A 24,013-nucleotide genomic window follows, 5' to 3' on the forward strand; every position below is an offset into this window, starting at 1 on the left:
GCAGCGTTGCGACCGCGGTCCAGGCCACCGGATCCTGTGCGCGTCAGGGTATGATACGGGTGTATTTCGCCCCTTCCAGCGAGGCGCCGGCATACAGCCCTGCCTGCCCGAACACGGCTGCGATGATCGGCGACGTCAGCGTGTTGGTGTCCGCCGACACCGAGTCGCCCTGATCCTTGAGCACATAGACCGCATCCGCGCCAAGCGCCCAGCCGGACGAACGACGGAAGTCGGCCAGCGCGTCCTGGGTCATGAAAAACAGAACATGGGCGTATTGCTGCGCGCCCAGCTGAAAGCCCGCGCTGCCCTTGACCGCCGAGTAGTAATCGACCGTCACTCCGTCCACCCGCAACGCGCCGCGCCCATAGGCACCGCCCAGACCGAACGCCGCCTCGGTCATCACCGGCATCACCAGCAGGCCCGCGGCCTTGTCCGCCAATTCGCGCGTATTGGGATACATGTCGAACATCTGCTGCAGCGTGACGTCCACGCGCGCATCGATCTTGGCGGCATTGTTGCTGCCGACACCGTTGCCGCAGGCCGTCAGACCCAGCGCAGAGACGGCGCTGAGCGCAAAGGCACGGCGGCTGAGCCCTGTGGAGAGAGGTTTGTTCATCTGGTTTCTGCCCGTCTTTTACCGTATCTGGCCGGTTGAGCCGACCTTGGCACGAGATATACGGGAAAGCCAAGGCCCTGTCACGCGGCAAAGGGATCCGGTTCGGCGGGATGCCGCCGGTTTTTCGGCGGATCACCCGTTCAAAAGTTTGGCCGCCGCCGGGGCAAAATAGGTCAGGATCCCGTCGCAGCCCGCCCGCTTGAAGGACAGAAGGCTTTCCAGCATCACCTTTTCCCCGTCGAGCCACCCGTTCTGCGCCGCCGCCTGCAGCATCGCGTATTCGCCGCTGACCTGATAGGCATAAGTGGGCACGCCGAAGGTGTCCTTCACCCGCCGGCATACATCCAGGTAGGGCATGCCGGGCTTGACCATCACCATGTCAGCACCCTCCATCAGGTCGCGTTCGATCAGGCGCAACGCCTCGTCGCTGTTGGCCGGATCCATCTGATAGGTTTTCTTGTCGCCCTTGAGGGCCGCCGAGGCGCCGACCGCGTCTCGGAACGGGCCATAGAAGGAACTGGCATATTTGGCCGAATAGCTCAGGATCATCACTTTGTGATGGCCTTCCGCCTCCAGTGCTCGCCGCATCGCGCCGATCCGGCCATCCATCATGTCGCTGGGGCCGATGATGTCGGCGCCCGCCTCGGCCTGGGCCAGCGTCATCTTCACCAGCGCCTCGACGGTGCGGTCATTGACGATCTCGCCATCCACCACGAAGCCGTCATGGCCGTTGATGTTGTAGGGATCCAACGCCACATCGGTCATCACGGCGATTTCCGGCACCGCATCCTTGATCGCCCGGATCGCCTGGTTCGACAGGTTGTCGGGATCCCAGGCCATCGCGCAATCTTCGGTGCGCTGCTCCATCGGCGTGTATGGAAAGATGCAGATCGCCGGAATGCCCAGATCCGCGGCCTCGCGCGCAGCCTTGGCGATCAGGTCCACGCTGCGACGCATCACGCCCGGCATGGACGGCACGGGTTCCTCTTCACCGCGGCCGTCGCGGACGAAGACCGGCCAGATCAGGTCGTCCACGGACAGGCTGTTTTCGCGCACCAATGCCCGGATCGCAGGAGACTGGCGGGTGCGGCGCAGCCGGGCGGCGGGGAAGGGGGCGACGGTCGGTTTCATCTGACGGACTCCTTGAACAATCGGTCACTGGGTGGCATGGAAAGCCATCCACCCGCAAGGGGATCGATGGCCGCGCGGGTGCGGATGACGCGGCAGCGGCGCATGGGCACAGAACGCGAGCACAGGCGGAAGGCAGGCAGTTGGACTGGTATTCCTCGATATTCGAACTGATCGACCTGCGGTCCTTTTCCAATCTCTGGTACTGGATCGCACTGGCGGTGACGTGGTCCTCGGCCAGCCACTGGGTGCTGGGGGTGCCTTTCGACATGGTGCACCGCGCGCGCAAGGCAGGCGGCCAGGCCGAAGAGGATCTGGAAGCGATCGCCTGGATCAACGTGCGCCGGATCCTTTATATCGCGCGCGTTTCGGGGCTGTGGCTGCTGGGGCTGGGGTCGTTCCTGCTGACGGTGCTGGCGATGCTGGGGTTCTTCTACCGTGTGGAATTCGCCCAGGCCGTGTTCCTGATCGCCTTTCCGATGTCGCTGGTGGGCTTGCTCAACATCTCGACCGCGCGGCTGATCGAAAGCGAGGGCGCGTCCGGGGAATTGCTGCGCAAGAGGTTGACGCGCTGCAGGCTCTATACCCAGATGATCGGCATGGTGTCGATCTTCGTCACTTCCCTTTGGGGGATGTATGTGAACCAGACGGTCGGCGTGCTGGGCTGAACCCGTCGGCAAGGAACTGCCATGAGCGGAGTGGAAACGATCACCGTCGGCGGCGCGCCCGAAGGGTTTGACGCACGGCTGATCCTGAACGAGATCGAGCGCAGCGGCGCCCCGGTCCTGCATGTCGCCCGCGACGACAAGCGGGCCGAGGCGATGCGCGCGGCGCTGGCCTTCTTTGCGCCCGACATGCCGGTGTTCCTGTTTCCGGGCTGGGATTGCCTGCCCTATGACCGGGTCTCTCCGAACCCCGAAGTGTCGGCCGCGCGGATGGCGACGCTGGCCGCGCTGGTGCATCAGATGCCGCAACGGTTCGTCCTGCTCACGACGCTGAACGCCGCCACCCAGCGCGTCCCGGCACGGGAGGTGCTGCGCGAGGCCGCCTTTACCGCCCGCGTGGGCCAGCGCATCGACGAAGAAGCGCTGCGCGCCTTTCTGGTCCGCATGGGGTTCGTTCAGGCCCCGACCGTGACCGAGCCCGGAGACTATGCGATCCGCGGCGGCATCATCGACATCTACCCGCCCGGCGCGGCCGGCCCGGTGCGGTTGGACCTGTTCGGCGACATCCTCGACGGCGCGCGCCGGTTCGACCCCGCGACCCAGCGCACCACCGAGCGGCTCGAGGTGTTGGAACTTGCCCCCGTTTCCGAGGTCATCCTGGACGAGCCTGCGATCCTTCGTTTCCGCCAGAACTACCGGATCGAGTTCGGCGCGGCCGGCAGCGACGATCCGCTCTACGAAGCGGTCAGCGCGGGGCGCAAGCATCAGGGGGTGGAGCACTGGCTGCCCTTTTTCCACGACCGGCTCGAAACCCTGTTCGATTACCTGCCTCAGGCCACGGTTACCTTGGACGATCAGGTGACGCCCGCGCGGCTGGCCCGATGGGAGAGCATCGCCGACCAGTATGAAACCCGTGTCCATGCGATGCAGCAGAAGAACCGAATGGATACCATCTACAAGCCGGTGCCGCCGGGTTTGCTGTATCTGGACGACGACGCGTGGCGGCAGGCGATCGAGGGCCGCCGGGTGATGCAGTTCCACCCGTTGCCGCAGGCCTCGGGTCCCGGCGTGATCGATGCGGGCGGCCGGATCGGTCGCAATTTCGCGCCCGAGCGCCAACAGGAAAACGTCCATCTTTTCAGTTCTCTGGCGGATCATATTCGCGCGAAGATGGAGCAGGGGCCGGTGGTCATCGCGTCCTATTCCGAAGGCGCGCGCGACCGGTTGTCGGGACTGATTGAGGACGAGGGTCTGGTCGAAACCATCCACATCCGCGACGCCACCGGCATCGGCAAGCGCGGCCTGCACCTGGCGGTGTGGGCGCTGGAGCACGGGTTCGAAACCCCCGACATGACGGTGATTGCCGAACAGGATGTGCTGGGCGACCGGCTGATCCGCGCCCCCAAGAAGCGCCGCCGGGCCGAGAACTTCCTGACCGAACACCAGTCGCTCAGCCCCGGCGACCTAGTGGTGCATGTGGATCACGGGATCGGCCGGTATCACGGGCTCGAGGTCATCACAGCCGCCGGCGCGGCCCATGAATGCCTGAGCCTGGAATACGCCGAGGGCGCGCGGCTCTATCTGCCGGTGGAAAATATCGAGCTGCTGTCGAAATACGGCCACGAAGAGGGGCTGCTGGACCGGCTCGGCGGCGGCGCCTGGCAGGCGAAGAAGGCCAAACTCAAGCAGCGCATCCGCGAGATGGCCGACCGGTTGATCCGGGTCGCCGCCGAACGCGCGCTGCGCAAGGCGCCGGTACTGGAGCCCGAGCATCACGCGTGGGAAAGCTTCTGCGCCCGGTTTCCCTATCAGGAAACCGATGACCAGTTGCGGGCGATCGCGGACGTGCTGGACGATCTGTCCAGCGGCACGCCGATGGATCGGCTGGTCTGCGGCGACGTGGGGTTCGGCAAGACCGAGGTGGCGATGCGTGCGGCCTTCGTTGCCGCCATGTCCGGGGTGCAGGTGGCGGTGATCGCGCCGACCACGCTGCTGGCGCGGCAGCATTACGCGAGCTTCGCCGAACGCTTCCGCGGCTTTCCGGTCAATGTGCGGCAATTGTCGCGCTTCGTCTCGGCGGGGGAGGCGCGCGAGACCCGCAAGGGGCTGGCCGACGGTTCGGTGGACATCGTGATCGGCACCCACGCGCTGTTGGCCAAGGGGATCCGGTTCGCCAATCTGGGCCTTTTGATCGTGGACGAGGAACAGCATTTCGGCGTCGCCCACAAGGAACGGCTGAAGCAGTTGCGTTCGGACGTGCATGTATTGACGCTGACCGCCACCCCGATTCCGCGCACGCTGCAGCTGTCGCTGTCGGGGGTGCGGGATCTGTCCATCATCGGCACCCCGCCGGTGGACCGGCTGTCGATCCGCACCTATGTCAGCGAATTAGACGCCGTGACGATCCGCGAGGCGCTGCTGCGGGAACATTACCGGGGCGGGCAGAGCTTCTATGTCGTGCCGCGTATTTCGGACCTGGCCGAGATCGAGACGTTCCTGCGCGAACAGGTGCCCGAAGTGTCTTATGTCGTGGCGCACGGGCAGATGGCGGCGGGCGAGCTCGACGACCGGATGAATGCCTTTTACGACGGCAAATACGACGTGCTGCTGGCCACGACCATCGTGGAATCGGGGCTGGACATTCCGCGGGCCAACACGATGATCATTCACCGCGCGGACATGTTCGGGCTGGCGCAGCTCTACCAGATCCGCGGCCGGGTGGGCCGGTCCAAGACGCGCGCCTATGCCTATCTCACTACCCGCCCGCGCATCCCCCTGACGCCCGCGGCCGAAAAGCGCCTGCGTGTACTGGGCAGTCTCGATACGCTCGGGGCGGGCTTTACGCTCGCGTCACAGGATCTGGACATTCGCGGTGCGGGCAACCTGCTGGGCGAGGAACAGTCGGGTCAGATGCGGGACGTGGGCTATGAACTCTATCAATCCATGCTGGAAGAGGCGATCGCCAAGATCAAGGCGGGCGAGCTGGAGGGGCTGACCGAGGCCGACGACCAGTGGGCGCCGCAGATCAATCTGGGCGTGCCGGTGCTGATCCCCGAAACTTACGTGCCCGATCTGGACGTGCGGCTTGGGCTTTACCGCCGCCTATCGGCGCTGCACACCAAGGTCGAGCTGGAAGGCTTTGCCGCCGAGCTGATCGACCGTTTCGGCAAACTGCCGAAGGAGGTCAACACGCTGCTGCTGGTGGTGCGGATCAAGGACATGTGCAAACGCGCCGGGATCGCGCGGCTGGATGGTGGACCCAAGGGCGCGACGATCCAGTTCCACAACGACAAGTTCGCCTCGCCCGAAGGACTGGTGGAATTCATCCAGGCACAGAACGGGTTGGCCAAGGTCAAGGACAACAAGATCGTCATCCGCCGCGACTGGCGCCGCGACAGCGACAAGATCAAGGGCGCCTATGCGATCGCGAGCGATCTGGCGCAAAAGGTCGCGGCGGCCAAGAAGAAGGCCAGGCAGAAGTCCTGAGCCGGCGAGGGCCGCCGTCCGCCGCGCGTCTTGCCTCCAATGCAGCGCAGGCCGGCGGGGGGCGTTCGCCGGTCCGTTGCGGTTCCGTTGCAAAAGAACTTGACATGGCGCGCAATTTCCCGTATAGGTTGTGTCATGCTGGAAGAAGTGGGTAAACGGCCCGGGGCGTCTCCCCCCGGGCCGTTTGCCGTTTCTCTCGTGCGGAGATCACTCACGCATGAGGTGTATCACGACACATGACTTTGGTGACCCCGGAAGAGCGGGTTTCACGGACGGCCGATCTGCTTCGGTCGCTCGAGGACTCGGTGCGGGAGCTGCGACAGATGGCCGAAGCCCTGAAGCGGCAGATCGAGGCGGGGGAAGATGCGGCCCTCGCGGAAGGAAGCAGGCAGGTCGAGCAGGCGGTGCGCCTGATCCGGTCCTGCCAGAAAGTGGAGGAGTGCTTTGTCGAACAACGAGAAAGACAGGCGGGAATCGTCCGGGGAGGCTATGCGCTCGACCTGGACCGGGCTCGGCTTGAGATCGGGTGCCGGCTGGCTCGCCTCCGCGCCTGCGGAGATTCGCGAGCGGTTTCTGAGTGACATCGGGGAGGGGGGGCTTCTGGCCCTCCCTTTTCTGTTCGAGTTCTGGGCGCACGAGCATCAGTTGCCGCCCGAGGGAGACTGGCGGTCCTGGGTCATCCTGGGCGGGCGCGGCGCGGGCAAGACGCGGGCCGGGGCGGAATGGGTGCGGGCCCAGGTCGAGGGGGCGAAGCCGCTGGATGCGGGGCGGTGCCGGCGGGTGGCGCTGCTGGGCGAGACCTATGACCAGGTGCGCGACGTGATGGTGATGGGCGACAGCGGGATCCTGGCCTGTTCGCCTCCCGACCGGCGGCCGGTATGGAAGGCGACTGAGCGGCGGCTGATCTGGCCGAACGGAGCCGAAGCGCAGGCGTTTTCCGCGCAGGATCCCGAAGCGTTGCGGGGCCCGCAGTTCGACGCGGCCTGGGCGGATGAGCTGGCCAAATGGAAGCGGGCGGCCGAGGCTTGGGACATGCTGCAGTTTGCGCTGCGGCTGGGTGACCGCCCGCGCGTCTGCGTGACGACGACGCCGCGCAACGTGGGGGTGCTCAAGCGGCTGTTGGGGGCGCCGTCCACGATGGTGACGCATGCGCCGACCGAAGCGAACCGGGCGAATCTGGCGCAGTCCTTTCTGGAGGAGGTCAGGGCCCGTTATGCGGGCACGCGGCTTGGCCGTCAGGAACTGGACGGGGTCCTGTTGGCAGATGCCGAAGGTGCATTATGGACCGGCGAAATGCTGGACAGGTGCCGCGCGACGCAGGCGCCGGCGCTGGATCGTGTGGTTGTTGCGATGGATCCGTCCGTGAGCGGCGGCGCGGGGGCCGATGAATGCGGAATCGTTGTGGCCGGCGTGCAGATGAAGGGGCCACCCCAGGACTGGCTGGCATGGGTTCTGGCGGACAGGACGGTGCAGGGGGTGGGGCCTTCGGGATGGGCCCGGGCGGCGGTGGCTGCGATGGATGAATTCGGGGCCGAGCGGCTGGTTGCCGAGGTGAACCAGGGGGGACAGCTGGTGGAGGAGGTCTTGCGGCAGGTGAATCCGCTGGTGCCGTTCCGCGCCGTGAGGGCGACGCGAGGAAAGGCTGCTCGGGCAGAGCCGGTGGCGGCTCTCTACGAACAGGGGCGTGTGCGGCATCTGCCCGAGCTGGATCTGCTGGAAGAGCAGATGTCCCAGATGACGGCGCATGGTTTCGAAGGGTCTGGATCCCCGGACAGGGTAGATGCGTTGGTCTGGGCCTTGCACGAGCTGGTGATCGCGCCGGCGGCGGCCTGGCGGCGGCCGCGGGTCCGGGTCTTGTGAACGGCCAGCGGTGGATCGGGCTGATGAGGGCGTGCAAATGGGTATTTGAAACCAGAAAGAAGCAGGATTCGGGCAAGGGCGAGCTTTTGCCGATGTTCGGGCCGGGGGCAGGTATGCGCGGTTTTCGGCCAAGAACTATGGGCGCGCGGTGTATGAGCGTCTGCGCGGCGGGCTCGACTTCACCAAGGGCGACGAGAACGTCAACTCGCAGCCCTTCATGCGCGGGCGCGACCGCTTCCTGTTCTACCAGGAGGCGATCGACAAGACCGTTGCCGAGACTGGCGAGAAGAAGGGCCACTACATGAACGTCACCGCGCCGACGGTGGAGGGAATGTTCAAGCGCGCTGAGTTCGGCAAGGAACTGGCGCGCCGATCATCATGTCGGACTACCTTGCGCTCGGCTGCCGCCGAGTTCATGCTGCGTCTGCCCGATGCGCTGGACGACTGGCACGGCATCCCGGGGCTCGACCTCTACCGCGCGCAGGCGGCGCATCTGGCGGCGCATCCCGACGCGCTCACCGCGCCCATTCGCGCCGAGGAATTCACCGCGCTGGAACTGGCCTGCGTCGGCCTGATCGAGGATGCCCGCGCCGAGGAACGCGCCATCCACCGCTTCCCCCAGCTGCGCCCCTTCCGGGCGCGGTTCCACGTGGCGACCGGCCCCGGCATGGCCGAACAATTCGACCGCATCGCCCGTGCGCTGATCGATCCCGAAAGCGCGCCCGAGGACGAGCGCCTCGCGCCGGCTGCTTCTGGTGCTGACCGATGGCGAGCCGGCGGATATCGACATGCGAGATCCCTTCTACCTGCGCCACGACGCCCGCCACGCGGTCGATACGGCAAAGCGGCAAGGCATGATCCCCTTCTGCCTGACGCTCGATCCCGCGGCCGATGCCTATGCCCGACGCATCTTCGGCGCACGCAACGTGCAGGTGTTGGAGCGCGTCGAGCGCCTGCCGCAGCTTTACGCGCGCCTCACCGGTTGAAGCGTCCGGCCGGTCGCCGAGGCCGCGGCAGGAAAGCGCCGTTCATCACGCGGAACTTGTCGGCAACCTTGCGCGGCGTGTCGGACCGCCCCTGCGCGCGCCGCCGGCCCATTTCACGCCTCGTCCGGAACTCCGGTGGCCCCGATCCGAAATTCTGGTAGGCCCGGCAGGATTCGAACCTGCAACCAAAGCGTTATGAGCGCTCTGCTCTAACCGTTGAGCTACGGGCCCGCCGCAGCTCTGGGTATCACGTTGGGGGGCCGCGTCAAGTGAGACATTGCAAGGCGGGCCGCAATGGCTTAACCCGCCGGCAACCGACAGCCAGAAGGATTACAACGCCATGACAGCGGGCAAGACCGGATTGACCTATTCGCAGGCGGGCGTGGACATCGACGCCGGCAACGCGCTGGTAGAGCGGATCAAGCCCGCGGCGAAACGCACCACCCGCCCCGGCGTGTCCGGGGGGTTGGGCGGTTTCGGCGCGCTGTTCGACCTGCGCGCGGCGGGGTATTCCGACCCGATCCTCGTCGGCGCCACCGACGGGGTGGGCACCAAGCTGCGCATCGCCATCGACACCGGCTTGGTGGACGGCGTCGGCATCGACTTGGTGGCCATGTGCGTCAACGATCTGGTCTGCCAAGGGGCCGAGCCGCTGTTCTTCCTCGACTATTTCGCCACCGGAAAGCTCGACGCCGACACCGCCGCGCGGATCATCGAAGGCATCGCCGAGGGCTGTGTCCGGTCGGGCTGTGCGCTGATCGGCGGCGAGACGGCCGAGATGCCGGGCATGTATCCGCCGGGCGACTTCGACCTTGCCGGTTTCGCCGTCGGCGCGATGGAGCGCGGTCAGGGCTTGCCGGCGGGGGTGGGGCAGGGCGACGTGCTGCTGGGGCTGGCATCGGACGGTGTCCATTCCAACGGCTATTCGCTGGTGCGCCGGCTGGTGGAGCTTTCCGGGTGGGGATGGGACGCCGACAGTCCCTTCGGCCCCGGCACGCTGGGCGAGGCGTTTTTGACGCCCACGCGGCTCTATGTCCGGCAGGTGCTGGAGGCGATCCGCGCGGGCGGCGTCCATGCGCTGGCGCACATCACCGGCGGCGGGCTGACCGAGAACCTGCCGCGGGTGCTGCCCGAGGGGCTGGGCGCCCGGATCGATCTGGACGCGTGGGATCTGCCCCCGGTCTTTGACTGGATGGCCCAAACCGGCAACATCGCCGAGGCCGAGATGCTCAAGACCTTCAACTGCGGCATCGGTATGGTGGCGGTCTGTGCCGCCGATCGGGCCGATGCGCTGGCCGAACTGCTGTCGGGTGCGGGCGAAACCGTGCACCGGCTGGGCGAGGTCGTTGCCGGCCGGGGCGTCAGCTATACGGGCCGCCTGCGGTGAAGAAGCGAGTCGCGATCCTGATCTCGGGCGGCGGGTCGAACATGGTGCGGCTGGTCGAGGATATGGCCGACCCCGACCACCCGGCCGAACCCGTTCTGGTTCTGGCCAACGATCCTGCCGCCGGCGGGCTGGAGAAGGCCCGCGCGCTGGGCGTGCCCACGGCGGTGGTGGATCACCGCCCATTCCGGGGCGACCGCGCGGCGTTCGAGGCCGCGCTTCAGGCAGAGCTTGAAAAGGCGCGACCGGATATCATCTGTCTGGCAGGCTTCATGCGGGTTCTTACCGAAGGCTTCGTGCGCAAATGGCAGGGGCGGATGCTGAACATCCATCCCTCGCTGCTGCCCAAATACCGGGGCCTGCACACCCATGCCCGCGCGCTGCAAGCCGGCGATGTCGAACATGGCTGCACGGTTCACGAGGTCACGCCCGAACTGGACGACGGCCCGATCCTGGGGCAGGCCCGCGTCCCCGTAAAGCCCGGCGATACGCCCGAGACGCTCGCCGCGCGGGTGCTGAGACAGGAGCATCGGCTTTACCCCGCGGTGCTGCGCCGCTTCGCCGCCGGGGACCGGACGCCGGTGATGCTGGATTGAGGGCGGTTCGAATAGATGAAAGGGTAGCGAAATTTCCATGAGAAAACGCGATAGCGGCACGCCCGACCACGGGAAGACGCCCGGAAAGCAGGCAATGAAGACACTGACGACGACGCAGGAGTTGCAGGCGTTCTGCACCGCCGCCCGTGCGCACCCTTACGTCACCGTCGACACCGAATTTCTGCGCGAACGGACGTATTATTCGCAGCTGTGCCTGGTGCAGCTCGCCGTGCCCGGCGACGATCCCGACAGCGCGGTGCTGGTCGATCCGCTGGTGGGCGAGACGTCGCTGGAGCCGCTCTATGACCTTTTCCGCGACGAATCCGTGGTCAAGGTCTTCCACGCCGCCCGGCAGGATCTGGAGATCTTCTGGGTCGATGGCGGGGTGATCCCGAAACCGCTTTTCGACACCCAGCTGGCCGCGATGGTCTGCGGTTTTGGCGAGCAGGTGGGCTATGAAACCCTGGTGCGCAAGATCGTGAAGAAGCCGCTCGACAAGACCTCGCGCTTTACCGACTGGTCGCGGCGGCCGCTGACCGAGGCGCAGAAATCCTATGCCCTGGGCGACGTGACCCATTTGCGGAAGATCTACGAGTTTCTCGCCGCCGAACTGAAGCGCACCGGCCGCGCGCATTGGGTCGAGGAAGAGCTGCAGACGCTGACCGACCCCGCCAATTACGTGGTGCGTCCCGAGGACGCCTGGAAGCGGGTCAAGACGCGCACCCAGACGCCGAAATTCCTGGCCGTGGTGCGCGAGCTGGCGGCCTTTCGCGAACGATACGCGCAAGAGAAGAACATCCCGCGCAACCGGGTGTTCAAGGACGACGCGCTGGTGGAGCTTGCTTCGACCAAGCCGCGCACCCATGCCGATCTGAGCGCCTCGCGGCTGTTGCTGCGCGAGGCGCGCAAGGGGGCCATCGCCGAGGGCATTCTGCAGGCGGTGGAGCGCGGGCTGTCCTGCCCGCCCGAGAACATGCCAAAGCCCGACAGGTCGCGTGACAAGTTGCAAGTCAACCCCGCGCTGGCGGACCTGCTGCGCGTGCTTCTGAAGGCCAAGACCGAAAGCGCGGGCGTGGCAGGGCGGCTGGTGGCGTCCAGTTCCGACCTGGATGCCATTGCGGCGGGGGAACGTGACGTGCCCGCTCTGCGGGGCTGGCGGCGCGAGCTGTTCGGCGCGGACGCGCTGCGGCTCTGCGCGGGCAAGATCGGACTGGTGGCCCGAGGGCAGACGGTCGACGTGATCGAACTCTGAGCCGCGGCGATCAGCGGCGGCGCGATTCCAGCGCGTTTTCACGGGCCTCAACCCGGATCGTGCGGATCCGGGAGGCGTCCTGTTTCGAGATGTAATGCGCCTCGTGCACGGTGCGCGACCGTTCGTTGCCCACCGGTGTGGGCTGCGCGGGATAGGTCACGCGGAAAGACAGCACCAGCAGCCCGTCGGCGATCTGTTCGGGGGTGCTGACGGGGCGCAGGCTGGTGGCATAGGGGCCCTGACGCGTGGCCACGCCTTTGGCATAGATGATCGCGCCGGTGGTGGTGGGTTCGACCCGCAATTCGGTGATGCGGGCGATCGGCACGCTCAGGTCTTCGGCCTCGGGTCGGCTGAGCAGCCCGCTGCGCTGGGGCGGCATCAGCGGGTTCGCGTCCCCTGCCGAGGCGGGCTGACTGTTTCCGAACCAGTTCTTCGGGTTGAAGCCGGAGGTCTTCCAGCCGCTGCAGCCGGACAGGATCAGTCCGGCCGTCAGAAGGACTGCGATAGGTTTGTGCATCTTGCCTTGCCCCGGATCGAGTTTCCGCATCCGGGTTACCGTATCCAGCCGCGGTTGAAAAGCCGCAAGCCGAACCGGCCCCCGGGGGTGGACAGGGCGGTCGCGGAGGCTTACCTGAGGGCGAGCGCAACAAGTCCGAGGATTGACGCATGGCCAGCCCCGCCTTCGAGGAGATCGTGGAGGATTTCGAATTCCTGGACGACTGGGAGGACCGCTATCGCCATGTGATCGAGCTGGGCAAGGCCATGGAGCCGCTGGACGAGGCATTGAAGGTGCCCGCAAACAAGGTGCATGGCTGTGCCAGCCAGGTATGGCTGCATCCGACGATCGAGGATGGCGTGTTCCGGTTCGACGGCGACAGCGACGCGATGATCGTGCGCGGGCTGATCGCGGTCCTGCGCGCGCTCTACAACGGCCTGCCGGTCGGCGAGGTTGCGCAGGTGGACGCCAAGGCGGAATTGGCGCGGCTGGGGCTGAACGATCACCTGTCGTCGCAGCGATCCAACGGTTTGAAGTCGATGGTGGAGCGGATCCGGACCGTCGCGTTGGAACACGCCTGACGGAATGGCGCCGGGTCGGCGGGGGGGGGCGCTGCCCCCTCGGCCCTGGCGGGCCTCACCCCCGGAGTATTTGCCGGCAAGATGAAGGCATGAGGCGGTGTTTGAACCGCCGAGCAGGGGCGTATCACGCGCGCGTCGGGCCGACCATGCCGACGATGTCGTAGGTGCGCCGCAGGATCGGCGCGGCGATTTCGCGGGCGCGTTCCGCGCCGCGGGTCAGGATCCGGTCGATCTCGGCGGGATCGTCCATGAGGCGGGCCATCTCGGTCGAGATGGGGCCGAGTTTCGCCACCGCGAGATCCGCCAGCATCGGCTTGAACTCGGAAAACTGTCTGCCGCCGATCTCGGCCAGCACGTCCTCGACGGTGCGGTCGGCGAGCGCGGCGTAGATGTTGACGAGGTTGCGCGCCTCGGGGCGCCCCTCCAGCCCCTTGGGATCCTCCGGCAGCGGCTCGGGGTCCGTCTTTGCCTTGCGGATCTTCCTTGCGATCGTGTCGGCGTCGTCGGTCAGGTTGATCCGGCTCATGTCCGAGGGGTCGGACTTGGACATCTTCTTGGAGCCGTCGCGCAGACTCATGACCCGGGTGGCGGCGCCTTCGATCACCGGTTCGCAGACGGGGAAGAAGTCCACCTTGTAGTCGTGGTTGAACTTGATTGCGATGTCGCGGGTCAGTTCCACATGCTGTTTCTGGTCCTCGCCCACGGGGACGTGGGTGGCGTGGTAGAGCAGGATGTCCGCCGCCATCAGCGCAGGATACGCAAACAGCCCCAGCGAGGCGTTCTGGGCGTTCTTGCCCACCTTGTCCTTGAACTGGGTCATCCGCTGCATCCAGCCCATTCGGGCGACGCAGTTGAATATCCAGGCCAGCTGCGCGTGCTCGGCCACCTGGGACTGGTTGAACAGCACCGATTTTTCCGGGTCGATCCCGGCGGCGATGTAGCCCGCACAGAGTTCTCGCGTGTTGCGGGTCAGCGCGGCAGGGTCCTGCCAGACGGTGATCGCGTGCAGATCGACGATGCAGTAGATGGTTTCATATTCGCCCGCCTCCTGCATCTCGACAAAGCGTTTCATGGCGCCCAGGTAGTTGCCCAGCGTCAGCCCGCCCGAGGGCTGGATGCCCGAAAAGACGCGCGGGGTGAAACTCGTTTCGCTCATTGTGGCGACTCCCGTCTGGTAAAAAGGCCGCGTGTCGCTTACCCATGGGGCGGGGTATCGTCAACCGGCGCAGTCAAGACGCCGCAGCAGGCCGGGAACCGGAAAAACGCCATGAGCAGTCATCAACCGCCGCATCCGCCCGTCAATCCGCTGCCGCCGGTGGTGGCGGCGCTGTTTCTGGTGATCCTGGGGATCGAGGTCGCGTTCTCGCTGGGCGCGCGCGGGATCGTCGGCGGGCCGGCGGCGGTGGGCTGGCGGCTGGGGGCGATCCAGGACTATGCCTTTTCCGGCGAGATCCTGGACTGGATGTGGGAAAACGGACGCTGGCCGCTGCGGCATGTGATCCGCTTCGTCACCTATCCCTTTGTGCATACGTCGTTCACGCATGCGCTGTTCGTGGGCGTGTTCCTGCTGGCCATGGGCAAGATGGTGGGCGAGGTCTTCGGCAACGTGGCGACGCTGGCGGTGTTCGTGCTGTCGGGCATCGGCGGCGCGCTGGCTTATGGGGTCCTGTTGGACGACCCGATGCCGCTGATCGGCGGATTTCCGGCGGTCTATGGCCTGATCGGCGCGTTCACATGGCTGTTGCAGTTCTCTCTGGCGCGGATTGGCGCGAACCAGGTGCGGGCCTTCTACCTGATCGCCTTTCTGATGGGGTTCCAACTGCTGTTCGGGCTTCTGTTCGGCGGCAGCCGCGACTGGGTGGCCGATCTGGCCGGGTTCGCCACCGGCTACGGCCTGTCCTTTGTCGTCAGCCCCGGCGGGTGGGCGCGGATCCGGTCGCGGATCCGGCACGATTGACCGGCCCGCGGCGGTCGGCCACGGGCCGTTGGACGCGGGCTTACTTGCCCGGCTTCATCGGGCAGGTGCTGATGCCCAGAATGCTGTAGAGCGGGCAGATGCCCACCAGCCCCGTCAACAGCGGGATGAGGCCGATCCAGCCCCAGGGCGTCTGCGGGCCGACGAACACGATCGAAATCAGCGCCAGCCCCAGAATGACGCGGAGGATGCGGTCAAGGGTGCCTTCGTTGCGGGTCATGGGAATTCTCCTTTGCGAATCGCGATTGCCTGTCTTGACGAACCGACTATCGCACGAGCCGCGGCCCGCCGTCGGTGACAGAGTCACGAAAGCCGCTCAGCGATCGTCATCGGCAACCCGTTCAAGCGCCGCCCGGTCCAGGATCCGGATGCGTCCCCGTCCCGGCCGGATCAGGCCAAGGCGGGCGAACTCGGCCAGTCGCCGCGACACGAAGGCCCGGCCCGAGGCGGTCTCGGCCGCAAGCGCCTCGTGCGTGGTTTCAATCCCTTCGCCGCCCCGCGCCAGTCGCAGCAGGGCACGGGCCAGCCGCGCATCGAACCCGGTCAACGCCACGTCCTCGACCAACTTTTCGTAATCGGCAAAGCGGCGGGCCACGGCGGCCATCACCTCTTCGCGAAAGGCGGCGTCCTCGGCCATGCGCCGGCGAAAAACGGCATGGGGGATGACCTCGCCTTCGACATCCGCCTCGGCTACACCCTCGGCGGAATAGCTGCGCCCGTCGGTCAGGCAGGCAAAGGTCTGAAGGCACACGTCACCCGGTTCCACGCGATACAGAACCACCTCGCGCCCGTTCGGGGCGGTCAGGGTGACGCGGATCGTGCCGCGGGTGAGGCGGACAAAGCCGGGGCAGTCCTCGCCGGCGCGGAATATCACCGTGCCTGCGGGACAGGAGAGGGGCAGCGCATCGCGGCTCATCGTGCCCCCCGCCGGGACAGGGCGGCGCGGAATTCCGCCAGCCGGAAGGCACCGATCGCCTGACCGGCGGCGAAATAGACGGCCATGCCGGCCAGCACCAGCACCGCCAGCGCCGGATAGCGCCAGCCGGCGGCGAACAGCGCCCCCTCCAGCGCCCGCGCCAGCCCCCACAGCGCCGCGCCCATGATCGCCGAGGCCGCGCAGATGCGCCAGATCCGGCCGTGAAGCCGCGCGTCGAACCGGGCGACATCCCCGAACCGCCGCGCGCCGATGGCCAGCAGCCCGGCCATGGCCCAGCCCGCCGCGGAGGTGGCGATCGCCGGGGCGATCCAGCCGATCAGCGGGGCCAGCCCGATCGCCAGCACCGCGTTCACCACCATCGCCACCAGCGCATAGCGGAACGGGGTCCGCGTATCCTCGCGCGCGAAAAAGACCGGCTGAAGGATCTTCTGCAGCACGAAGGCCGGCAACCCCAGCCCGTAGATCGCGACGGCGAGCGCGATGGCGATGCTGTCGGTCCGGGTGGTTGCGCCACGCTCGAACAGCACCGATACCAGCGGCAGCGGGATCACCACCAGCGCCACCGCGGCCGGAACGGTCAGCGCCAGCGACACCTCGGCCGCCCGGCTCAGCGCATCGCGCCCGCCCGTGTCGTCCCGCGCCGCCAGCCTGCGCGACAGGTCGGGCAGCAACACCACGCCGATGGCGATGCCGACCACGCCCAACGGCAACTGATACAGCCGATCGGCGGCGAACAGCCAGCCCACGGCGCGGTCGAAATAGCTCGCAACCTGCTGGCCCACCAGAAGGTTCACCTGCACCACCCCGCCGGCCAGCGCCGCCGGCACCGCGATCGCGACCAGCCGCTTCAGCTCCGGCGTCAGGCGCGGCCGGCGCGGACGCAGCGCGAACCCCGCCCGCGCCGCCACGATCCAGACCAGCGCGAACTGCGCAACGCCCGCCACCGGAATCGTCCAGATCAGCGCGCGCGCCACGTCCACCCCGGCCAGCGCCGCCGCGGCCATGCCGCCGATCACCATGACGTTCAGCAGCACGGGCGCGGCGGCGGCGGCGGCAAACCGCCCGGTTGCGTTCAGCACGCCCGACAGCAGCGCGGCCAGCGAGATGAAAAGGATATAGGGAAAGGTGATGCGGCCGAACTCCACCGACAGCGCGAACTGCTCCTGCCCGGCAAAGCCCGAGGCCAGCCCCCAGATCAGCCAGGGCATTCCCGCCTGCGCGGCCAGCGTCAGCGCGATCAGCACCGAGGCCAGCCCCGCCATCGCCTCCTCGGCAAATCCCCCGGCATCCTCGCCTGTTTCCAGTTTCCTGGAAAACATAGGGATGAAGGCCATGTTGAACGCCCCTTCGGCAAAGAAGCGGCGGAACATGTTGGGCAGACGAAAGGCGACGACAAAAGCCTCGTAGGCCGGCCCCGTTCCCAGAAAGGCCAGGATCATCGCGTCGCGGACAAAGCCCAGGATGCGGCTCGCCAACGTCCAGACCCCCACCGTGAGAAATCCGGAGATCAGGCGGATCGGTTTCATGCGCGGGCCTCGGTTTGGTGGAAAGGCTGCTCGGTGCAGTTTCGCGGTTCATAAACCGTTTGCGCCCGCCGGGAAAGCCGAACCCTGCGCCCTTGTGCCGCACCACCCGCGCCCGTGGATACGCGCATTCCAGCATCTTCATCTTGCAGAAAATACTCCGGGGGTGAGGCCCGCCAGGGCCGAGGGGGCAGCGCCCCCTACCATTTGGGATCGGCGCGGCGGATCCGAAATGGCCCCGTCACCCCAGCGCCCGTTCCGCCCCTTTCTCGATCGCCTTGCGCAACTTCTTCTCCAGCGCCTTCTGCTTGGCCTTGGAGTGATATTTCAGCCCGAACATGTCCTTGACATAGAAGGTATCCACAACCTGCTCGCCATAGGTCGCGATCACCGCGTTGGCGATATAGACGTTGTTTGCCGCGAATGTCCGCGCCAGATCGTATAGCAACCCTGGCCGGTCACGGGTATCGACCTCGACGATCGTGTAGATGTCCGACCCTTCATTGTCGAAAGTGATATGCGTCGGCCGCTCGAAGGCCTTTTCCCGCTTTTTCACCCTGTCGCGCGACTTCAGGGCCTCGCGGGCGATCACCTCGCCCTTCAGCGTCTTGTGGATCATCTGCGTCAGCCGCGGCAGGCGGCTGGCCTCATAGGGCTTGCCCTCGGAATCCTGGATCCAGAAGGCATCGGTCACATAGCCGTCCCGGGTGGTGTAACTGCGCGCGTCCACCACATTCGCCCCCACCAGCGCCAGCGCGCCGGCGAGCCGGGCGAAAATGCCCGGATGGTCGGCCATCACGAAACAGACCCGCGTCGCGTCCCGATCCTCGTCGGGGTAGAGATCGATCATCACCGCCCCCGGATCGCCCTCTTCCTCGAGCTTCCGCAACAGCCGTGCAAAAACCACATGCGCCGTGGTGTGCAGCCCCTGCCAGTAGGGCGGATAGTGCCGCGCGATCTCCCGCTCCACCAGTTCCTGCGGCCAGTCCGACAAGGCCTCGCGCAGCGCCTTCTGCGCCTCGGCGCCGCGGTTCTCGCGGTTGAGCGCCTCCATCCCCTCCTCAAGCGCCACCCGCGTCTGCCGATAGAGCGCCCGCAACAGCACCGCCTTCCAGTTGTTCCAGGTATCGGGGCCCACGCCGCGGATGTCGCAGACCGTCAGCACGGTCAGCAGGTCCAGCCGCTCGACCGTCTTGACCGCCTTGGCGAAATCCCGAACCGTGCGCGGGTCGGCGATGTCGCGCTTCTGCGCCATGTCCGACATCAGCAGGTGATAGCGCACCAGCCATTCCACCGTGCGGCTTTCCTCTTCATCCAGTCCCAGCCGCGGCGCAACCTTGCGCGCGATCTGCGCGCCCAGGATCGAATGATCCGCCGGTTGCCCCTTGGCGATGTCGTGCAGCAACAGCGCCACATACAGCACCCGCCGGTTCACGCCGCTCTCGAGGATGCCCGAGGCGATCGGCAGATCCTCGATCAGCTCGCGCCGCTCGATCTGCGCCAGTTGCGAGATGCACTGGATCGTGTGCTCGTCCACCGTATAGCTGTGATACATGTTGAACTGCATCAGCGCGACGACCGGCTTGAATTCGGGGATGAAGGCGGCAAGGAATCCAAGCTCGTTCATCCGCCTGAGCGCCCGCTCGGGGTTGCCGTGCTCCAGCAGCAGGTCGAGAAAGATCTTCTGTGCCCTGGGATCGTTGCGCATCTCGTCATCGACCAGATGCAGGTTGTGCGCCACCAGCCGCATCGCGTCGGGGTGGATCAGCATACCGGTGCGCAGGCCCTCCTCGAACAGCCGCAACAGGTTGATCCTGTCCTTGAGGAATTCGTCGGGGTCGGCGACGTCCAGCCGATTGTGCACCACGCGAAAGCCCTTGCGCACCCGCGGGCGGCGCTTGAAGATCCGCTCCAGCAGGGGGGGCTTCTTGACATGGGCCTCTTCCAGCTTGGTCAGAAAGATCCGCGTCAGTTCGCCCACCGCCGTCGCCTCGCGGAAATAGCGTTGCATGAACACCTCGACGGCACGCCGCCCGGCTTGATCCTTGTAGCCCATGCGTTCGGCCACCTCGACCTGAAGGTCAAAGGTCAGCTGTTCGGTGGCGCGGCCCGTGATCAGGTGCATGTGCGCCCGCACCGCCCACAGAAAGTCCTCGGCCCGGCGGAAGGTTTCGAACTCGTCGGGCAGGAACAGGCCCAGCTCCACGAGTTCGGCCGCGTCTTGGACGCCGTAGATGTATTTGGCGATCCAGAACAGCGATTGCAGGTCGCGCAGCCCGCCCTTGCCTTCCTTGACGTTGGGCTCGACCATGTAGCGCTGGCCGAATTTCGCGTGCCGAGCGGCGCGCTCTTCCAGTTTGGCCTCGACGAATTCCTTCTCGGTTCCCTTGAACAGGTCGTTGCGCAGATGCCTGTCCAGTTCCTCGGCCAGGTCCCGGTCGCCGGCAAGAAAGCGATGCTCCAGCAGCGCGGTGCGGATCGTGAAATCTTCGCCCCCCAGCCGGATGCAATCGGCGATGGTGCGCGAGGAATGCCCGACCTTCAGCCGCAAATCCCACAGCATGTAGAGCATGGATTCGATCACGCTCTCGGCCCAGGGGGTCAGCTTCCAAGGCGTCAAAAACAGCAGGTCCACGTCCGAAAACGGCGCCATCTCGCCCCTGCCGTAGCCGCCCACGGCAATGACCGCGATGCGCTCGCCCGAGGTGGGGTTGGGCAGCGGGTGCAGCCATGTCCGGGCCACGTCCAGAACCGTCCGGACAAGGTTGTCTGTCAGCCAGGTGTAGGACCGCGCCAGGGGGCGGGCGGCAAAGGGACGTTCGGCAAAGGCCTTGGCAATGGCCGCGCGGCCTGTCTTCATCGCTTCGCGCAGGATGGCCACGGTCTCTGCCTGCAGGGCGGCGGCGTCGCGCGCCTCCTGCGCCGCCACCGCGATCCGGTCCCGGATCGTGGGTGCATCAAAAATCCTCTGCGGATCGCAGATCAGTTCCTGCGCCCGATCGGAAGCCGGATGACCGGCGAGGGCCGGTTCAGAATCCGGCGCTGGAGAAGCTTGTCGGGGCAGGGTCAATCACAACCACCTGTCTGTTCTGGATCGTGGCCACGGCAAGGCCGCGTTCGTTGGTGCCGTCGGGGCGCAGCCGGAAGATGCCGCCGACGCCCTGGAAACCCGCAGGTTGCGTCAGCGCCGCGCCGGTCAGCGCGTCGGCCTTGCCCGCCGACACCAGCGCGCCGATGGCGGCGATGCCGTCATAGGCCAGCCCGCCGATCGGATGCGGGGCAGCGCCATAGGCCGCCTGGTAGCGGGCCCGGAACTGCTGATCCTTGGCCGGATCGGGCAGGGCGAACCACCCGCCCTGCACCCCCGGAAGTTCCAGCGTCTGGGTCGGGATGTCCCAGCGGGTCAGGCCGATGAACTGGACCTCTTCGGTGGAAACCCCGGCCTCGGGCAGAATCTGGCTGAAAAGCGGCAGCGCGCCTGCGGTTGTCGAGGTAAAGAAGATGGCCTGCGCCCCGGTGCTGGCCACCATGTCGCGGATCACCGGCACCGACGCGATCACGCTTTCCTGCGAGAGATCGTAGGAAACCGTGCCGGCAAGCGTGCCCCCGTTGGCGGCGATCGCCTTCCTGATCGCCTCGAGCCCCACCCGGCCGGCCTCGTCGGTGGAATGCACGATCAGGATGTTGCCCTTGCCCCGGGCCTGGGCGAAGGACACCAGCCGTTGCGCCGTGTTGTCGAAGGTCGGGCCCAGCACGAACACGTTGCCGCCGGCGATCTTGGTGTTGTTCGAGAACGACAGGACATTGACCCGGCTGTTCAGCACGGCCAGACCCGCCGCGTTCGACGCCTGTGCATAGACCGGGCCCAGGATGATTTTGGCCCCCTCGCCGACCGCCTTTTTCGCTGCGGCCGCTGCCGCATCGGCTTCGCCGGCCGTGTCATAGACCCTCAGGTCGATCCGGACATTGCCCAGGTCCGCGATGGCCAGCCGGGCAGCGTTCTCGAGGCTCTGGGCCAGCACGGAATCGCCCGGTTGCGCCGATCCCTTGGGGACCAGCAGCGCGACCGGCACGGGTTTCGACGTGTCGATCGACGGACCGCCCAACGTGACCGGTTCGCATGCCGAAAGGACGATCGCCGTCACAAGGCTGAGCAGAAGCAAGGCGATCTTGCGGAACGGGTTGAAAAAGGCAAACATCCGAACGAGTTCTCCCTGAATGCGTCGGCGCGCGCCGCATTGGCCGTTGCGGGGGATAATAGACGACAGGAAAGTCGGGTCCAGCGTTGAATTATCGGCATGTCACCTTGCCCCCGGGGCTGTATTTCGTCGGAACGCCGATCGGGTCGGCGCGGGACATCACGCTGCGGGCGCTGGACGTCCTGGCCTCGGCCGACGTGATCGCGGCCGAAGACACGCGCAGCCTGCGGCGGCTCTTGGATATTCACGGGGTGCCACTGAACGGTCGGGCGCTCGTTTCCTATCACGACCACAGCGGTGCCGGGGCACGGGAACGGCTGCTGCGTGCGCTGGAGCAGGGGCAGTCGGTGGCCTATGCCTCGGAGGCCGGGATGCCCCTGATTGCCGATCCGGGCTATGATCTGAGCCGTGCGGCCGCCGAGGCCGGCCATATGGTGACCTGTGCGCCGGGCCCGTCCGCGGTTCTGACGGCGCTGACCCTTGCCGGGCTGCCGACGGATTCCTTCTTTTTCGCGGGGTTTCTTCCCAGTGCAGCCGCGGCCCGCCGCAAGCGGCTCGAATCGTTGCGCGACGTGCCCGGCACGCTGGTCTTCTACGAATCCCCCAAGCGGGCTGCAGCCAGCCTGGCGGACATGGCTGCCGTGCTGGGAGAGAACCGTCAGGCAGCCTTGTGCCGGGAACTGACAAAGAAATTCGAGGAAGTTCGGCGCGCCGCCTTGGGAGACCTTGCCGAAATCATAAAGGCCCTAGAACCAAGAGGTGAAATCGTGATCGTGGTCGATCGCGGCCGTTCGGAAAAAATTAGGGAAGAGGATTTAGAGTCAGATCTGAAGAGGGCGTTAATGGACCATTCGGTGCGGGATGCGGCAGACATCGTTGCCGGATTGCATGGCGTGCCGCGGCGAAAGGTCTACCAGATGGCGCTGAAACTGGGAAAGGACTGACCGATGACCCGATCCTCAGCGGGACGGATGGCGTATCATTCGGGCGAGGCCGCGGAGCGGCAGATCGCGCAGGACTATGAACGGCGCGGCTTTGCGGTGGCACGCCGGCGCTGGCGGGTTGCAGGTGGGGAAATCGACCTGATCACGCGCAATGAAGAGGGCATCGTTTTTGTCGAGGTCAAGCAGGCGCGCGACATATCGACGGCCGCCCGGAGACTCAGCCCCCGGCAGATGCGCCGGATCTGCGCTTCGGCCGCGCAGTTTCTGGATGGTGAGCCGGACGGACAGTTGACCAATGTCCGCTTCGACGTGGCACTGGTGGATCGCAGTGGGGCATTTGAAATCATAGAGAATGCCTTTGGTCTGGCCTGATCGGCATTGAACTCGGCATTGAACCTTGGCTTTGGGTGGTCCATGTATCGGGCGATCTTGCAGGGGACATGCCGATGAAGATTGCCTTTCAGATGGACCCGATCCTGTCCGTCGACGTCAACGCCGACAGCACGTTCCGGCTCGCGGAAGAAGCGCAAAACCGGGGGCACGAGCTGTTCTATTATGACCCCGACCAGCTCGCCTATCAGGAGGGGCGGATCACGGCGCGCGGGCACTTCATGCAGATCCAGCGGGTCGTGGGGCAACCGGCGGTGCTCGGCGAGCAGAAAGAGGTCGATCTGGCCGATTTCGACGTCGTGTGGCTGCGCCAGGATCCTCCTTTCGACATGCATTACATCACGTCGACCCATCTTCTGGACCGGCTCCGGGGACAGACGCTGGTCGTGAACGATCCGTTCTGGGTGCGCAATTATCCCGAAAAACTTCTGGTGCTGGATTTTCCCGACCTGACGCCGCCCACCACCATTGCCCGCGATCTGGCCACGATCCGGGCCTTCAAGGACAGGCACGGGGACATCATTCTGAAGCCGCTTTACGGCAATGGCGGCGCCGGTGTGTTCCGCCTGGATCAGAACGACCGGAACCTGAGCGCGCTTTACGAGCTTTTCACCGGATTTTCGCGCGAGCCGCTGATCGTGCAGAAATTCCTGCCCGATGTCAGCAATGGCGACAAACGCGTGATCCTTGTGGACGGCGAGCCCGCCGGGGCGATCAACCGCGTGCCGGCGGCGGGCGAGACCCGGTCGAACATGCATGTGGGCGGGCGGCCCGAAAAGATTGGCCTGACGGATCGCGACCGGGAAATCTGCGCCGCGATCGGGCCGCTCCTGCGCGAAAAGGGTCAGGTCTTTGTCGGCATCGACATCATCGGCGACTATCTGACCGAGATCAACGTGACCTCGCCCACGGGCATTCAGGAACTGGAGCGGTTCGACGGAATCAATGTCGCCGCCATGATCTGGGATGCGGTGGAGGCGCGGGTCGGGTGAGCG

General features: G+C 66.2%; 23 protein-coding genes, 1 tRNA gene and 1 pseudogene. 14 read left to right on the forward strand and 11 right to left on the reverse strand.

Features of this window, described 5'->3' with window-relative positions:
• Positions 1 to 43 precede the first annotated feature (43 nt).
• Positions 44 to 616 carry a lipid-binding SYLF domain-containing protein gene (locus tag C4S70_RS11040; RefSeq protein ID WP_104008167.1) on the reverse strand — a complete coding sequence of 191 codons (573 nt, stop codon included), beginning with the start codon at positions 614 to 616 and terminating at the stop codon, positions 44 to 46.
• A 132-nt stretch (positions 617 to 748) separates the two neighbouring features.
• Positions 749 to 1,747, reverse strand: a complete 999-nt coding sequence (hemB, locus tag C4S70_RS11045; protein ID WP_104008168.1) for a porphobilinogen synthase — start codon at positions 1,745 to 1,747, stop codon at positions 749 to 751.
• A gap of 140 nt (positions 1,748 to 1,887) precedes the next feature.
• Here hemB and C4S70_RS11050 point away from each other — a divergent pair, with 140 nt between their 5' ends.
• The 5 genes and pseudogenes from C4S70_RS11050 to C4S70_RS11070 form a co-directional block, all read left to right on the forward strand.
• Complete coding sequence (locus tag C4S70_RS11050; protein ID WP_104008169.1) at positions 1,888 to 2,412, forward strand: component of SufBCD complex; 525 nt, start codon at positions 1,888 to 1,890, stop codon at positions 2,410 to 2,412.
• 21 nt (positions 2,413 to 2,433) lie between these two features.
• A complete protein-coding gene (gene mfd, locus C4S70_RS11055; protein ID WP_104008170.1) occupies positions 2,434 to 5,895 on the forward strand; it encodes a transcription-repair coupling factor in 3,462 nt (1,153 codons plus the stop codon).
• A 236-nt stretch (positions 5,896 to 6,131) separates the two neighbouring features.
• Complete coding sequence (locus C4S70_RS11060) at positions 6,132 to 6,476, forward strand: hypothetical protein (RefSeq protein ID WP_104008252.1); 345 nt, start codon at positions 6,132 to 6,134, stop codon at positions 6,474 to 6,476.
• Complete coding sequence (locus tag C4S70_RS11065) at positions 6,385 to 7,755, forward strand: DNA-packaging protein (protein ID WP_104008171.1); 1,371 nt, start codon at positions 6,385 to 6,387, stop codon at positions 7,753 to 7,755. The genes C4S70_RS11060 and C4S70_RS11065 overlap by 92 nt, the downstream gene beginning before the upstream one ends.
• A 124-nt stretch (positions 7,756 to 7,879) precedes the next feature.
• Positions 7,880 to 8,157, forward strand: a pseudogene (locus C4S70_RS11070) (RuBisCO large subunit C-terminal-like domain-containing protein); the annotation flags it as partial.
• On the opposite strand, the gene C4S70_RS18510 reads toward C4S70_RS11070, so the two are convergent.
• A complete protein-coding gene (locus C4S70_RS18510; RefSeq protein ID WP_146064206.1) occupies positions 8,132 to 8,545 on the reverse strand; it encodes a hypothetical protein in 414 nt (137 codons plus the stop codon). The pseudogene C4S70_RS11070 and the gene C4S70_RS18510 sit on opposite strands and share 26 nt — an antisense overlap.
• On the opposite strand from C4S70_RS18510, the gene C4S70_RS11075 reads away from it, so the two are divergent.
• Complete coding sequence (locus C4S70_RS11075; protein ID WP_146064207.1) at positions 8,544 to 8,741, forward strand: hypothetical protein; 198 nt, start codon at positions 8,544 to 8,546, stop codon at positions 8,739 to 8,741. The genes C4S70_RS18510 and C4S70_RS11075 overlap by 2 nt on opposite strands.
• A gap of 155 nt (positions 8,742 to 8,896) precedes the next feature.
• On the opposite strand, the gene C4S70_RS11080 is transcribed toward C4S70_RS11075, so the two are convergent.
• Positions 8,897 to 8,972, reverse strand: a tRNA-Ile gene (locus tag C4S70_RS11080).
• A gap of 109 nt (positions 8,973 to 9,081) precedes the next feature.
• Between C4S70_RS11080 and purM the strand changes: the two genes are divergently transcribed.
• From purM to rnd, 3 genes are all read left to right on the forward strand, one after another.
• The gene (gene purM, locus C4S70_RS11085) at positions 9,082 to 10,128 is read left to right on the forward strand and encodes a phosphoribosylformylglycinamidine cyclo-ligase (RefSeq protein WP_104008173.1); all 1,047 of its coding nucleotides are present in this window, start codon (positions 9,082 to 9,084) and stop codon (positions 10,126 to 10,128) included.
• Complete coding sequence (gene purN, locus C4S70_RS11090) at positions 10,125 to 10,721, forward strand: phosphoribosylglycinamide formyltransferase (protein ID WP_104008174.1); 597 nt, start codon at positions 10,125 to 10,127, stop codon at positions 10,719 to 10,721. Before purM ends, purN begins: the two co-directional genes overlap by 4 nt.
• 94 nt (positions 10,722 to 10,815) lie before the next feature.
• Positions 10,816 to 11,973, forward strand: a complete 1,158-nt coding sequence (rnd, locus tag C4S70_RS11095; RefSeq protein WP_104008253.1) for a ribonuclease D — start codon at positions 10,816 to 10,818, stop codon at positions 11,971 to 11,973.
• A 10-nt stretch (positions 11,974 to 11,983) separates the two neighbouring features.
• Here the strand turns inward: rnd and C4S70_RS11100 are convergent, their stop codons facing one another.
• Positions 11,984 to 12,490 (reverse strand): hypothetical protein, encoded by a 507-nt coding sequence (locus C4S70_RS11100; protein WP_104008254.1) that lies wholly within the window; start codon positions 12,488 to 12,490, stop codon positions 11,984 to 11,986.
• Between the two features lie 149 nt (positions 12,491 to 12,639).
• Here C4S70_RS11100 and C4S70_RS11105 point away from each other — a divergent pair, with 149 nt between their 5' ends.
• On the forward strand, positions 12,640 to 13,050 hold the full coding sequence (locus tag C4S70_RS11105; RefSeq protein ID WP_104008175.1) for a SufE family protein: 411 nt from the start codon (positions 12,640 to 12,642) through the stop codon (positions 13,048 to 13,050).
• 124 nt (positions 13,051 to 13,174) lie between these two features.
• Here the strand turns inward: C4S70_RS11105 and trpS are convergent, their stop codons facing one another.
• A complete protein-coding gene (gene trpS, locus C4S70_RS11110; protein WP_104008176.1) occupies positions 13,175 to 14,206 on the reverse strand; it encodes a tryptophan--tRNA ligase in 1,032 nt (343 codons plus the stop codon).
• A 111-nt stretch (positions 14,207 to 14,317) separates the two neighbouring features.
• On the opposite strand from trpS, the gene C4S70_RS11115 reads away from it, so the two are divergent.
• Positions 14,318 to 15,007: a rhomboid family intramembrane serine protease gene (locus C4S70_RS11115; RefSeq protein ID WP_104008177.1), complete on the forward strand. Its 690-nt coding sequence runs from the start codon at positions 14,318 to 14,320 to the stop codon at positions 15,005 to 15,007.
• Positions 15,008 to 15,047: 40 nt separating this feature from the next.
• Here the strand turns inward: C4S70_RS11115 and C4S70_RS11120 are convergent, their stop codons facing one another.
• From C4S70_RS11120 to C4S70_RS11140, 5 genes are all read right to left on the reverse strand, one after another.
• The gene (locus tag C4S70_RS11120) at positions 15,048 to 15,245 is read right to left on the reverse strand and encodes a YgaP family membrane protein (RefSeq protein WP_104008178.1); all 198 of its coding nucleotides are present in this window, start codon (positions 15,243 to 15,245) and stop codon (positions 15,048 to 15,050) included.
• 96 nt (positions 15,246 to 15,341) lie between these two features.
• Positions 15,342 to 15,941 carry a Crp/Fnr family transcriptional regulator gene (locus C4S70_RS11125; RefSeq protein ID WP_104008179.1) on the reverse strand — a complete coding sequence of 200 codons (600 nt, stop codon included), beginning with the start codon at positions 15,939 to 15,941 and terminating at the stop codon, positions 15,342 to 15,344.
• Positions 15,938 to 17,488 carry a murein biosynthesis integral membrane protein MurJ gene (gene murJ, locus C4S70_RS11130; RefSeq protein WP_104008180.1) on the reverse strand — a complete coding sequence of 517 codons (1,551 nt, stop codon included), beginning with the start codon at positions 17,486 to 17,488 and terminating at the stop codon, positions 15,938 to 15,940. The genes C4S70_RS11125 and murJ overlap by 4 nt, the downstream gene beginning before the upstream one ends.
• A gap of 238 nt (positions 17,489 to 17,726) precedes the next feature.
• Entirely contained in the window at positions 17,727 to 20,555 is a 2,829-nt protein-coding gene (locus C4S70_RS11135) for a [protein-PII] uridylyltransferase (RefSeq protein WP_104008181.1), read from the reverse strand.
• Positions 20,515 to 21,684: a penicillin-binding protein activator gene (locus C4S70_RS11140; protein WP_104008182.1), complete on the reverse strand. Its 1,170-nt coding sequence runs from the start codon at positions 21,682 to 21,684 to the stop codon at positions 20,515 to 20,517. The genes C4S70_RS11135 and C4S70_RS11140 overlap by 41 nt, the downstream gene beginning before the upstream one ends.
• A gap of 107 nt (positions 21,685 to 21,791) precedes the next feature.
• On the opposite strand from C4S70_RS11140, the gene rsmI reads away from it, so the two are divergent.
• The 3 genes from rsmI (at position 21,792) to gshB (ending at position 24,010) form a co-directional block, all read left to right on the forward strand.
• Positions 21,792 to 22,628, forward strand: coding sequence for a 16S rRNA (cytidine(1402)-2'-O)-methyltransferase (gene rsmI, locus C4S70_RS11145; protein ID WP_407656730.1), 837 nt, complete (start codon positions 21,792 to 21,794; stop codon positions 22,626 to 22,628).
• 3 nt (positions 22,629 to 22,631) lie between these two features.
• Positions 22,632 to 23,000 carry a YraN family protein gene (locus C4S70_RS11150; protein ID WP_104008184.1) on the forward strand — a complete coding sequence of 123 codons (369 nt, stop codon included), beginning with the start codon at positions 22,632 to 22,634 and terminating at the stop codon, positions 22,998 to 23,000.
• A gap of 74 nt (positions 23,001 to 23,074) precedes the next feature.
• Positions 23,075 to 24,010 carry a glutathione synthase gene (gene gshB, locus C4S70_RS11155; protein WP_104008255.1) on the forward strand — a complete coding sequence of 312 codons (936 nt, stop codon included), beginning with the start codon at positions 23,075 to 23,077 and terminating at the stop codon, positions 24,008 to 24,010.
• Positions 24,011 to 24,013 lie beyond the last annotated feature (3 nt).

Origin of the sequence: Jhaorihella thermophila (genome assembly GCF_900108275.1) — a bacterium.
In the GTDB taxonomy this organism is placed as follows: Bacteria; Pseudomonadota; Alphaproteobacteria; order Rhodobacterales; family Rhodobacteraceae; genus Jhaorihella; species Jhaorihella thermophila.

Excerpts from the sequence above, each read along its gene's own strand:
- C4S70_RS11040 (WP_104008167.1), bottom strand. The coding sequence starts at position 616 with ATGAACAAACCTCTCTCCACAGGGCTCAGCCGCCGTGCCTTTGCGCTC.
- hemB (WP_104008168.1), bottom strand. The coding sequence starts at position 1,747 with ATGAAACCGACCGTCGCCCCCTTCCCCGCCGCCCGGCTGCGCCGCACC.
- mfd (WP_104008170.1), top strand. The coding sequence starts at position 2,434 with ATGAGCGGAGTGGAAACGATCACCGTCGGCGGCGCGCCCGAAGGGTTT.
- C4S70_RS11060 (WP_104008252.1), top strand. The coding sequence starts at position 6,132 with ATGACTTTGGTGACCCCGGAAGAGCGGGTTTCACGGACGGCCGATCTG.
- C4S70_RS11065 (WP_104008171.1), top strand. The coding sequence starts at position 6,385 with ATGCGCTCGACCTGGACCGGGCTCGGCTTGAGATCGGGTGCCGGCTGG.
- C4S70_RS11075 (WP_146064207.1), top strand. The coding sequence starts at position 8,544 with ATGCGAGATCCCTTCTACCTGCGCCACGACGCCCGCCACGCGGTCGAT.
- C4S70_RS18510 (WP_146064206.1), bottom strand. The coding sequence starts at position 8,545 with ATGTCGATATCCGCCGGCTCGCCATCGGTCAGCACCAGAAGCAGCCGG.
- purM (WP_104008173.1), top strand. The coding sequence starts at position 9,082 with ATGACAGCGGGCAAGACCGGATTGACCTATTCGCAGGCGGGCGTGGAC.
- rnd (WP_104008253.1), top strand. The coding sequence starts at position 10,816 with ATGAAGACACTGACGACGACGCAGGAGTTGCAGGCGTTCTGCACCGCC.
- C4S70_RS11100 (WP_104008254.1), bottom strand. The coding sequence starts at position 12,490 with ATGCACAAACCTATCGCAGTCCTTCTGACGGCCGGACTGATCCTGTCC.
- C4S70_RS11105 (WP_104008175.1), top strand. The coding sequence starts at position 12,640 with ATGGCCAGCCCCGCCTTCGAGGAGATCGTGGAGGATTTCGAATTCCTG.
- trpS (WP_104008176.1), bottom strand. The coding sequence starts at position 14,206 with ATGAGCGAAACGAGTTTCACCCCGCGCGTCTTTTCGGGCATCCAGCCC.
- C4S70_RS11115 (WP_104008177.1), top strand. The coding sequence starts at position 14,318 with ATGAGCAGTCATCAACCGCCGCATCCGCCCGTCAATCCGCTGCCGCCG.
- C4S70_RS11120 (WP_104008178.1), bottom strand. The coding sequence starts at position 15,245 with ATGACCCGCAACGAAGGCACCCTTGACCGCATCCTCCGCGTCATTCTG.
- C4S70_RS11125 (WP_104008179.1), bottom strand. The coding sequence starts at position 15,941 with ATGAGCCGCGATGCGCTGCCCCTCTCCTGTCCCGCAGGCACGGTGATA.
- murJ (WP_104008180.1), bottom strand. The coding sequence starts at position 17,488 with ATGAAACCGATCCGCCTGATCTCCGGATTTCTCACGGTGGGGGTCTGG.
- C4S70_RS11140 (WP_104008182.1), bottom strand. The coding sequence starts at position 21,684 with ATGTTTGCCTTTTTCAACCCGTTCCGCAAGATCGCCTTGCTTCTGCTC.
- C4S70_RS11150 (WP_104008184.1), top strand. The coding sequence starts at position 22,632 with ATGACCCGATCCTCAGCGGGACGGATGGCGTATCATTCGGGCGAGGCC.
- gshB (WP_104008255.1), top strand. The coding sequence starts at position 23,075 with ATGAAGATTGCCTTTCAGATGGACCCGATCCTGTCCGTCGACGTCAAC.